Source organism: Psychromonas aquatilis, assembly GCF_038155185.1.
Classification (GTDB): domain Bacteria; phylum Pseudomonadota; class Gammaproteobacteria; order Enterobacterales; family Psychromonadaceae; genus Psychromonas; species Psychromonas aquatilis.
The window spans coordinates 1-11,277 of record NZ_JBAKAZ010000029.1 but is presented as its reverse complement, the minus strand read 5'-3'; the positions used below and the strand labels follow the sequence as shown (position 1 = coordinate 11,277).

General features: G+C 36.9%; 10 protein-coding genes. 8 read left to right on the top strand and 2 right to left on the bottom strand.

Annotated elements, in window-relative coordinates:
• Positions 1-77: 77 nt before the first annotated feature.
• From V6256_RS08930 to V6256_RS08915, 4 genes are all read left to right on the top strand, one after another.
• On the top strand, positions 78-395 hold the full coding sequence (locus V6256_RS08930) for a hypothetical protein (protein WP_341597865.1): 318 nt from the start codon (positions 78-80) through the stop codon (positions 393-395).
• A gap of 142 nt (positions 396-537) precedes the next feature.
• Positions 538-1,386 (top strand): RNA polymerase sigma factor RpoH, encoded by an 849-nt coding sequence (gene rpoH, locus V6256_RS08925; protein WP_341597864.1) that lies wholly within the window; start codon positions 538-540, stop codon positions 1,384-1,386.
• A gap of 66 nt (positions 1,387-1,452) precedes the next feature.
• Positions 1,453-2,298, top strand: a complete 846-nt coding sequence (locus V6256_RS08920) for a prephenate dehydratase (RefSeq protein WP_341597863.1) — start codon at positions 1,453-1,455, stop codon at positions 2,296-2,298.
• 274 nt (positions 2,299-2,572) lie between these two features.
• Positions 2,573-3,484, top strand: coding sequence for a dienelactone hydrolase family protein (locus tag V6256_RS08915; protein WP_341597862.1), 912 nt, complete (start codon positions 2,573-2,575; stop codon positions 3,482-3,484).
• A 179-nt stretch (positions 3,485-3,663) separates the two neighbouring features.
• Here V6256_RS08915 and trmA read toward each other — a convergent pair whose 3' ends face one another.
• The gene (trmA, locus tag V6256_RS08910) at positions 3,664-4,767 is read right to left on the bottom strand and encodes a tRNA (uridine(54)-C5)-methyltransferase TrmA (protein ID WP_341597861.1); all 1,104 of its coding nucleotides are present in this window, start codon (positions 4,765-4,767) and stop codon (positions 3,664-3,666) included.
• A 163-nt stretch (positions 4,768-4,930) separates the two neighbouring features.
• Here trmA and murI point away from each other — a divergent pair, with 163 nt between their 5' ends.
• Entirely contained in the window at positions 4,931-5,752 is an 822-nt protein-coding gene (gene murI / locus V6256_RS08905) for a glutamate racemase (RefSeq protein ID WP_341597860.1), read from the top strand.
• Here murI and V6256_RS08900 read toward each other — a convergent pair.
• Complete coding sequence (locus V6256_RS08900) at positions 5,749-6,432, bottom strand: pseudouridine synthase (protein ID WP_341597859.1); 684 nt, start codon at positions 6,430-6,432, stop codon at positions 5,749-5,751. The genes murI and V6256_RS08900 overlap by 4 nt on opposite strands.
• Positions 6,433-6,728: 296 nt before the next feature.
• Between V6256_RS08900 and V6256_RS08895 the strand changes: the two genes are divergently transcribed.
• The 3 genes from V6256_RS08895 (at position 6,729) to V6256_RS08885 (ending at position 11,205) form a co-directional block, all read left to right on the top strand.
• Complete coding sequence (locus V6256_RS08895) at positions 6,729-8,957, top strand: NADP-dependent isocitrate dehydrogenase (RefSeq protein ID WP_341597858.1); 2,229 nt, start codon at positions 6,729-6,731, stop codon at positions 8,955-8,957.
• Positions 8,958-9,123: 166 nt separating this feature from the next.
• The gene (locus tag V6256_RS08890) at positions 9,124-10,515 is read left to right on the top strand and encodes an ATP-binding protein (RefSeq protein ID WP_341597857.1); all 1,392 of its coding nucleotides are present in this window, start codon (positions 9,124-9,126) and stop codon (positions 10,513-10,515) included.
• 21 nt (positions 10,516-10,536) lie between these two features.
• Positions 10,537-11,205 (top strand): response regulator, encoded by a 669-nt coding sequence (locus V6256_RS08885; protein WP_424141058.1) that lies wholly within the window; start codon positions 10,537-10,539, stop codon positions 11,203-11,205.
• Positions 11,206-11,277: the final 72 nt, after the last annotated feature.

Genomic DNA, 11,277 nt, shown 5'->3' with positions numbered 1-11,277 from the left:
ATCTCTTTTTTTTTGACTGTAATATGTGACTTAGTTCACAAAACTATCAGTGGAAGATTTGATTTCAGGGGCTCTGTATGAATGTTATTGATATTAAATTGTTACCTATTTCCTCACCAACATGCCAAACTCTAATTCAAGAGCAAATGGCCACTCAAAGCAATAGCAAGTTAAGTAACTTGATGGTTAGCAGTAAAGAAATATTGGTTATTCACTTAAAAGATAAGTTGATTGCTTATGGAAATTTTGATCTGTTTGAAGGTCAAATCATTCGTATTAGTTCATTATTTTTTAGAGATATTTTTAAACAACATATGATAGGGCAATATTGGTTATCGCGTTATCTTAAACGAGAATTGAGTCATAAAGTTTACGAATCATTTATGATTGGCTAGTGACTTTGGTTATATTCGATTACAAACTAAAATAGTTTTAAAAGTTGTGAGCATTAATTAGTTAATATATATTATTTTGTATTAGCTAATGTATAATCAATTGTTATAAGATTTTTGTTCAACATAAGTATTAAGGTGAAACATGAGTGAATCAATAAATTCAATGAGTCTCGTTCCTCAAGGAAGTATTGGAGCCTATGTTCAGTCTGTTAACTCATTCTCAAAATTAAGTGCGGAAGAGGAACAAGAGTTAGCGGAGCGTCTATATTACAAAGGTGATTTAGAGGCAGCAAAAAAATTAGTTATGTCACATCTACGTTTTGTAGTTTACATTGCTAAAAGTTATGCGGGTTATGGTTTAGCGCAAGCTGACTTAATTCAAGAGGGTAACGTTGGCTTAATGAAAGCTGTTAAACGTTTTGACCCAACAGTAGGCGTTCGTCTGGTTTCTTTTGCTGTACACTGGATTAAAGCTGAAATTCATGAATATGTTATTCGCAACTGGCGTGTTGTGAAAATTGCGACAACTAAAGCGCAACGAAAGCTATTCTTCAATCTTCGTAAATCTAAAAAACGTTTAGGTTGGTTCAAAAAAGAAGAAGTTGAAGCCGTTGCTGAAGACTTAAATGTGAGTACTAAAGACGTATTGGAAATGGAGTCGCGTTTAAATGCACAGGATCATTCTTTTGATTTAAGTGTTAATGACGACGATGACAATAATTTTGCGCCAATGCACTTTTTGGAAGATAAGACTGCTAGTGTTGAAGCACAAATAGAGCAGGAAAATACCGAGTCTCATACCAAGAATAAATTGTATTCAGCCTTATCTACATTAGATACACGTAGCCAAGATATTTTAAGTTCGCGTTGGTTAAGTGAGCCTAAAGCGACATTGCATGATTTGGCAGACCGTTATGGCATTTCTGCTGAGCGTGTTCGCCAATTAGAGGCCAATGCACTTAAAAAGCTAAAAACAAATATGGATTTCTAAAATCCTTAATCAGGTGAGCTTTGGCTCACCTTTTTTATATTCTCCTTCCTCTCAACTCGGTATATTATGCTCACTATCGCGACCCTCGGCCCTAAAGACACATTTTCAGACATCGCAACTAAACAATATATTCAAGCTATCCAAAATAAAAAGCCTGTTCAACAAGCGCAGATTCAATATTATGGAACACTTGCACAAACGTTTGAAGCCGTTGGTAAAGAATGCCAATTAGGCGTGTTACCTATTGAGAATTTATCGGAAGGTTATGTTCAAGTTGTACTTGATCAGCTGTTGAATACTAAATTATTTGTGATCTCTGAGTTATTATTACCTATTCAATTCTCCTTTGTTGGCTTTTGTGATGAACTGACTCAGTTGACCGATCTCTATGTGCAGTTTGTTGCTCATGGGCAATGTTCTGAGTTCATTAATGCTCTAGAAGGCGTTAAGGTACACAACAGTCAAAGCAATATGGAATCTTTGATTTTAGCTGAAGAAAAAGGGGAGTCCGCTGGGGCAATTATTCCTCAGCATGCATTGTCACAGGTACAAAACGCGACGATCATTAATAACGATGTGACTAACTATGCTAATAATCAAACACGCTTTTTGGTTATTTCTGAAACCCCATTAGATAGAGTTGCAGGAAAAGAGTATAAAACCACCTTAGTGGTCAATAATAAACAGGACTGTCCTGGTGTACTGGGCAATATTGTTAGCGCATTCGCTTTACAAAAAGTTAACCTGACTTCTATTATGTCACGTCCTACTCGTTCTCAAATCGGTAATTATCACTTCTTTATTGATATTGATGGCCATCAAGAGGATAGCAATATCGCCATTGCATTGTCCGAGATACAAGCGACCTACGATGTTACTGTGATAGGTTCGTACATTAAAGCAGTGAACTAAGACTGACTTTATTTTTAAATATTAGAGATGAGATCACAACTGTTGTCGCTGTTTATTTGATTGATGATCTTTGGTCAGTACTTACCATGAACTCCCTGTTCTAGGAATGCCGGTGTGATAAGTAAAACCCCGCTATATATTGTATGAAAAGCTCATTAGCTTACTTCATATAATTCAATTAATAATCATTAATAAATTTACACTTACTCAAAAAGTCGCTATGTTCTGATGGTATGTTTTCTGTTTTAACCATTTTTATATCGAGAGAGTGAATATGACTAAAGTAAATCTAGAAGAGCCAAATACAGCAAAAATCCCTCAAGAAGCCTTTGATTGGTACGACGAATATGCACATGGTGATATCGATAGACGTACCTTTTTGAGAAGGTTAGCGGGTGTTGCTGGTGCCGGAATTACTTTAGCGACCTTATCTACTGCCTTAACGCCAAATTATGCATTAGCAGAACAAGTTTCTTTTAATGACGATCAAATAACTGCAACCTATGAAAAATTTGCTTCGCCAGATGGTTATGGTGAGGGACAAGGCTATTTTGTTACGCCAAAGAATGTTGAAGGTAACCTGCCTGTTGTTCTTGTGATACATGAAAATAGAGGTTTAAATCCCTACATTAAAGATGTCGCGCGTCGTTTAGCGAAAGCAGGCTTTATTGCTTTTGCACCCGATATTCTTTATACCTTAGGTGGTTACCCTGGTAATGATGACCAAGGTAAAGTGATGCAAAAATCATTGGATAAGGATAAAGTTGAGCAGGACTTTATTGCTGCTGCTAAGTTCTTAAAAGCACATCCTTTAAGTACAGGTAAATTAGGCGCAGTTGGTTTCTGTTTTGGCGGTTATATCGTTAATATGCTGGCCGCAACGATCCCTGATACTTTAGATGCTGGTGTGCCATTCTATGGAACGCCTGCAAAAGAGTCATTACGTAAAAATATTAAAGCACCATTATTAATCCAACTTGCTGAGTTAGATAAAAGAGTGAATGCTTACTGGCCTGAATATGAAGCAGACCTAAAAAAATACCAGGTAGATTATCAAATGTTCTTGTATGAGAAAGCAAATCATGGTTTCCATAATGACTCTACGGCTCGCTATGCGCCAACAATGGCAGAACTGGCTTGGGAAAGAAGCATAGACTTTTTCTCAAAACATTTAATAACCAGTTAATGATAGTATTTATTGCTCTCAGCAAAGCTTAGAAAGCAAATGGATATAAATGACAGCGAGATGCTTTTAATCTATACGCTGTAAGGCAGTGGCTTAATCTGAGTGAGTGGGAGAAGTTATCGCAGGTTAATTCAAAAGGCTAACTAATTAATTTAGTTAGCCTTTTTTATTGCTGATATCTAGCGTTTTACTAGAAATACACCGGCTTCAGTATGGTGTGTATAAGGGAACTGATCAAAGAGTGAGAATCTCTTTATATCATGAGTTTGTGTTAACACTTCTAAATTGTTTTTTAATGTTTCAGGGTTACAGCTGATGTACATAATATTATTATAATTTTGTACCATTTTTACCGTCTCATCATCCAAACCAGCACGTGGTGGATCAACAAAGATGGTATTACATTGGTAGCTTGATAAGTCGACCTGTTTTTCTTTTAGGCGGTTAAATTCACGTACTCCATTTATCGCCTGTGTAAATTCCTCTGCTGACATGCGGATAACTTTAACATTATCAATGTTATTAGCAGCGATATTAAACTGAGCGGAGTTTACAGAAGGAGTGGAAACTTCAGTGGCGAGCACTCGATTAAAGTTTTTAGCTAATGCGATCGAGAAATTACCATTACCGCAATATAGCTCTAATAAGTCACCTTGGCTATTACGTGTACATTCAATGGCCCAGTCCAACATTTTTTCAGATACTTTGGCATTAGGTTGAGTGAAACTGTTTTCAACTTGTTGGTAAGTGAGTTGTTGCCCATCAACTTGTAATTTTTCAATAACATAATCGTGATCAACAATTAGTTTTTGCTTGCGTGCTCGACCGATGAAATTTATCTTGAACTCTTTAGATAAGCGTTGCTTCAATGCTTTAATTGCCGTTAACCATTCATCATCCAACACTTTATGGTATAAGAAGCTGACCATAATCTCGCCGCTTAGACTGGATAAGAAGTTCGCTTGGAATAGTTTATAGCGTAAAATAGGGGAGTATTTTAACTCTTCGACTAATCTTGGCATGAGCTGGTTAATTAATTCGCTTGCAGGTGGAAATTGATCAACTTTAATACGTTGACGAGTTTCTTGCTCTGTCATGTAAAAATACAGATCCATATCTTCATGCCAGACACGAAATTGACTACGCATACGATAGTGTATTTTTGGAGAACCAAAGCATTCTAATTCAGGTAAATCAAAGGTAGAAAAAAGTGCTGAAAATTGCTCTTTTTTAGCGTTTAATTGCGATTCATAGTTTTCCGGATCAACAAATTCGATGCTCATTATTACCTCTATTCTCTATCACTGCTTTAGTGCTATTTTTTAATAACCTATAAATGGAGGGGCATTCTAAAGCAGGTGATAGAAGTTGGCTAGAGGATATCATTTTATTTCTCTATTTATTGTTTACAGGATAAAATGATTTTTTTATTAAGGAAGTAGTTAGATGTCTGTAAAACGAGTACTTATATTTGATTCTGGTGTGGGTGGTTTGTCTGTATATGAGCAAATTATCAAAATCAATCCATCGATAAAATGTAATTATTTGTTTGATAATGCTTATTTTCCCTATGGAGAGTTAGCGCGTGAAACATTAGTAAACAGGACGATACAGTTGTTGTCTGACTTTATGCAGCAATATCCAGCGGATCTAGTGGTGATTGCTTGTAACTCTGCAAGTACCATTGCCCTTAATGAATTACGCTTGCACTTCTCTATCCCGATTGTAGGTGTCGTGCCTGCGATAAAACCTGCGACACAAGTTACCTGCAATAATGTGATTGGCTTATTGGCGACGCCAGGGACAATAGAGCGAGAGTATACCAGCCGTTTAATTGAACAATTTGCGAGTGATAAAACGGTATTGCGTATTGGCTCAACAAGGTTAGTTCAATTAGCTGAAGATAAATTGATTGCTAAACCAGTATCAAAAGAGGACTTAAAAGCGATTCTTAAGCCGTGGTTAGCTGGCGGGGATATAATACCTGATACCCTTGTTTTAGGTTGCACTCACTTCCCGTTGCTTAAACAAGAGATTGCCGAGTGTTTTGATAAACCGATTAAATTAGTTGATTCAGGTAAAGCCATTGCCACTCGAGTAAAACAACTACTGGCAGATGATAATAGTGGTGAAGCTTTACCTAAAGAAGAGCACCGAGCATTTTATACTCAGCGCTTTAGTGAAGATCAAGTACTTATAAAGTTAACCAAGAGTTTTGCTGGGTATGGTTTGGTAGCGCTTAATTATTATTCTTTAAAAGCTAATTAAAGTTCTTTGTAAGTGCCATTATCTAACCCTTTAATAGTCCACTCACCAATAGAGTATCGAATTAAACGAAGAGTAGGAAAGCCTATATTAGCGGTCATGCGTCGAACTTGACGGTTACGTCCCTCTGAAATGGTAATACTTAACCAAGTTGTTGGGATGTTTGCACGTTCTCGAATCGGTGGATATCGCTCCCAAATCGTAGGGTTATCCATTATTTTTGCTTTTGCTGGTGCTGTCAGTCCATCTTTTAACTGTACCCCTTGACGTAATTTCTCTAAGTCTGCATCAGTAGGTTGACCTTCAACTTGTACCCAGTAGGTTTTTTCGGTTTTTTTACCTGGTTGAGTAATATCTGCTTGTAATTGGCCATCATTGGTAAGTACTAATAAACCTTCACTATCTCTATCTAAGCGACCCGCAGCATAAATATTCGGAATATCAATATAATCTTTTAAGGTCTCTCGCTCTAAATCGGCATTGTTATCATCTGTAAATTGGCTCAATACATCGAAAGGTTTGTTGAATAACACTACTTTTTGCATTGATTTAGGTAGTGCTTTTTTCGGTGCAAAGGTTTTATGAGCAGGTTTTTTTATATTGAAATGAGAGGGCTTCTTTGTTTTTCGCTTATTATTGGTTTTAAACTTCTGATTGCCCTTGCTTGTTGAAGATGAATTCATTACTTGCCCTTACAGCCTATTAAAAAGATTATTGTAACAGATTAAATAGTGGAGGCAGTGATCGTGAATAAATGTTATGTTTATTAAAGTAACTATTAAGTTATTTGTTACATGCTCGTAACAAGCCTAACTTCGAAAATGATGATCAAGATCTCATTTTGTTGAGCTAGGGATGGGCATCAAACTAGATAATTTTGTTATTTTCGATATGATATCACCTGATTATTTACGTAACAATTTAGTAACATCTTAAACGCGGTTAACTCGCCTCATAGTTTTTTGTTAAAGGAAATAAAATGACAGATAAATCAGCAAAGATCATCTATACACAAACAGATGAAGCACCTGCGCTAGCAACTCACTCTCTATTACCAATTGTTAATGCATTTACTAAAGCAGCAGACATCGCTGTAGAAACGCGTGACATCTCTTTAGCTGGTCGAATCATTGCTAATTTCTCATACAAGCTTCCAGCTGCACAACAACAAGCTGATGCACTAGCAGAATTAGGTGATTTAGCTAAAACACCAGAAGCAAACATTATTAAACTGCCAAATGTAAGTGCATCAATTCCGCAATTACAAGCAGCAATTAAAGAATTACAAGAACATGGTTTTGCTTTACCTGCTTACCCAGAAGTAGCAACAACACCTGAAGAAGAAGAAATAAAAGCAGTTTACGCTAAAGTATTAGGTAGTGCAGTTAACCCTGTATTACGTGAAGGTAACTCAGACCGTCGTGTAGCTGATGCCGTTAAAGAATACGCTCAAGACCACCCGCATCGTATGGGTAAATGGTCTACAGACTCTAAATCACACGTTGCTGATATGTCTGATGGTGATTTTTACAGCTCAGAGCAATCAGTTGTAGTGGCTCAAGATGACGACGTAAAAATTGAATTCACTAATGCAGCGGGCGTTACTTCTGTATTAAAAGCGTCAACACCAGTACTAAAAGACGAAGTTATTGACTCATCTCGCATGAGTGCAAAAGCATTACGTGCTTTCTTTGAAAAAGAGATGACTGAAGCTAAAGATAACAACATCATGCTTTCTTTACACCTTAAAGCAACTATGATGAAAGTATCTGATCCAATCATGTTTGGCCACGCTGTTACAGTTTACTTCAAAGATGTATTTGCTAAATATGCAGATTTATTTGAAGAGTTAGGTGTTGATGAGCGCAATGGTTTAGGTGATGTTTACGCTAAAATTGCTAATCTTCCTGCTGATCAAAAAGAAGCAATTGAAGCTGACATTCAAGCGGTTTACGCAACTCGCCCAAGCTTAGCAATGGTTGATTCTGATAAAGGCATTACTAACTTACACGTACCAAGTGACGTTATCATTGATGCCTCTATGCCTGCAATGGTTCGTTCTAGCGGTCAAATGTGGAATGCGGAAGGTAAACTTGAAGATACTAAAGCAATGATTCCAGATCGTTGTTACTCAGGTATTTACGAAGAAACAATTAAATTCTGTCGTGAAAATGGTGCATTTGATCCAGCAACAATGGGTAACGTATCAAACGTAGGTCTAATGGCTCAAAAAGCAGAAGAATACGGCTCACACGACAAAACATTCCAAATCACTGAAGCGGGTACAGTTAAAGTAATTGATTCAGCGGGTAACACACTAATGTCTCACGATGTTGAGCAAGGTGATATCTGGCGTATGTGTCAAGCTAAAGACATTCCAATCCGTGATTGGGTTCGTTTAGCAGTAAGTCGTGCACAAGCAACTGGCCAACCAGCAATTTTCTGGTTAGATGAAAACCGTGCTCATGATAAAAATATCATTGCTAAAGTAAATACTTACTTAAAAGATCACGATACAAGCGGTCTAGAAATTAAGATTCTATCGCCAATCGAAGCATGTAAATATACATTACAACGTGTGAAAGAAGGTAAAGATACTATTTCTGTAACTGGTAACGTTTTACGTGATTACTTAACGGATTTATTCCCAATCCTAGAGTTAGGTACAAGTGCTAAAATGCTGTCAATTGTACCGCTTCTTGCTGGTGGTGGTTTATTTGAAACTGGTGCCGGTGGTTCTGCTCCTAAACATGTTCAACAATTTGTTGAAGAAAACCACTTACGTTGGGATTCTTTAGGTGAATTCTTAGCATTAGCTGTATCAATTGAAGATATTGCTGAGAAAACAAATAATGCGAAGGCAGTTGTTTTAGCTGAAGCATTACATGTAGCTAACGGTAAATTCTTGAAAGAAGATAAATCTCCTTCACGTAAAGTTGGTGAGTTAGATAACCGTGGTAGTCACTTCTACCTAGCTATGTACTGGGCTGAAGCACTTGCAGCACAAACTAAAGATGTTGAACTACAAGCGCAGTTTAAGCCTTTAGCTGATGCATTATTAAGTAATGAAGCTGTGATTGTTCAAGAACTAAATGATGCTCAAGGTGTTGAGGTTGATCTAGGTGGTTACTTCCACACTGATCCAGCTAAAGTAACGGCTGCAATGCGCCCAAGTAAAACATTAAATGAAGCTATCGATAATATTTAATTATTGATGTTACTTGTACTGATTTGAGTCTGTGAGACTCAAATTACATAAAACCATTAAGTGCTCACTTAATGGTTTTTTTTTGCCTGTTTATTATTTGACTTGCTATCCATTTCCTAGGTATAAGTAGTAGTTATACTATTTAAAGCGGTTTACAGGATATTTAATGCGTCTTACTTTGTTTAAAAAAATTCTTTTTTCTATGCTATTTATTAGTGCCTTAATGGTATTAGGTATGGCATGGTCAATTAACGATAGTTTTCAAACAGGGTTACAGAAATACCTTAATAACGGTGAGGAAAAAAGGTTACAAGTTGTTTCAGAATATATTGCACCTTATTACTCTGAACAAGAAGAGTGGCATGAATTAACACCGGAGAGAATGGGGATGATCCTATTCCGTGCGTTTAGTCGACCTGTGGATGGGGGGAATAACGATCCAAAACCATTGCGTTCAGACCATGTTAAACGCTTGTTAAAGCGATTCATTGTATTAGATAAAAACTTACAACCTATTTTTAATTCACGTAAAAACAAAATAAGCAGTGAATTGATTAAAGTGCCTGTCATTAAAGATGATAAAACCGTTGGTTGGGTAGCAACACAAAAGCGTGATGTGATTCCCGGTGAATTAGAGAGTAGCTTTTATCAACAACAACAGCATAATTTATTATTGATTGTTGTGTGGGTTACCTTACTTTCTTTTACCTTAGCTTGGTTACTCGTTCGACATTTTCTAACCCCGTTAAAGCGCTTAGAAAGTGCTGCTAATGCGTTGCAAGAAGGCGACTATTTAACAAAAATAGAAGTTGAAGGTGAAGATGAATTAGCCGCGCTTTCCAAACGTTTTAACGAATTGAGCCAAAGCTTATTTGTTCAAAAAGAAACAAGAGACCAATGGCTAGCCGATATATCTCATGAATTACGCACGCCGATATCGGTATTAAAAAGTGAAATAGAAGCTATTCAAGATGGTATTAGAGCTGCATCACCTAAGTATATTGACTCTTTGCATTATCAGGTGCAAAACTTAAGCAAACTAGTGGAAGACTTGTACCAGCTATCTTTAAGCGATTCAGGTATGCAATTTGATTTATCTGAGTCTATTGATGTACAAAGCTTATTGGCGACTAGCTGTGCTCAATATCAATTGCGTAGCCAAGAAAAGCAAATTCAATTAGAGACGCTCTTTAACCTCAAAAAGACGCTTTTAATGAAAGGCGATAGGAAATCTTTAATACAACTATTCTCCAACCTATTAGAGAATAGTTTACGTTATACGGATGCACCCGGTTTATTAAAAGTGCAACTGTCTGCGACTAAAAAACAACTTGTTATTCGATTTGAGGATAGTGCTCCTGGTGTACCTGAGCAGGCTTTACCTAAGTTATTTGAGCGTTTATTTCGTGTTGATGCATCTCGTAGTCGTTTAAGTGGCGGGTCTGGATTAGGGTTATCAATATGTGAAAAGATAGTTAAAGCACATCATGGGGAAATCGTCGCTCAGCATTCTGATTTAGGTGGGCTGGCTATTATTATTACGTTACCTCGTTTATAAATAAGTTCTAAAGGAATGTTAATGTCAAAGCATGTTTTAATTGTGGAAGATGAAGAGTCTCTTGCACAAGTATTAAGTGAGTACCTTAGCCAATCAGGCTTTGTAACAAAGGTGATTAACGACGGTGAGTCAGTTGTTAGTTGGGTAAAAGGTAATAGAGTGGATTTAATTATATTAGATCTCATGTTGCCCGGAAAAAACGGGTTAGATATTTACCGGGAATTACGCACTTTCACAGGTGTTCCGGTCGTGATGGCAACGGCAAGGGTGGATGAAATTGATCGCTTAATTGGTTTAGAATTAGGTGCTGATGATTATATTTGTAAACCTTACAGCCCACGAGAAGTCGTGGTTAGAGTAAAAAATATATTACGTCGAGCTGGCGAAAGCGAGAAAGAGGTCGCAGATATATTAAGTATTAATGAAGCGACGATGCAGGTGCTAGTGAAAGGTAAAGAGGTTAGCTTAACGCGTGCTGAATTTCGTTTATTAGCTCACTTTTATGAGCATAAAGAGCAAGTGTTTAGTCGTGATCAATTAATGTCACAGATTTACTCAGACAATCGTGTTGTGACAGATCGCACTATCGATAGCCATATTAAAAACTTACGACGAAAAATTCAAAATATTGATGCTGAGGTTGATTGTATTCAATCTATCTATGGCGTAGGGTATAAGTTTGCGTTGTGATATTTAGCTGTTAGAAGCGGTGTTTTTCAAGACAGTTGGCACTCATTAGCTAATTTTTATGCGACTTCTTTC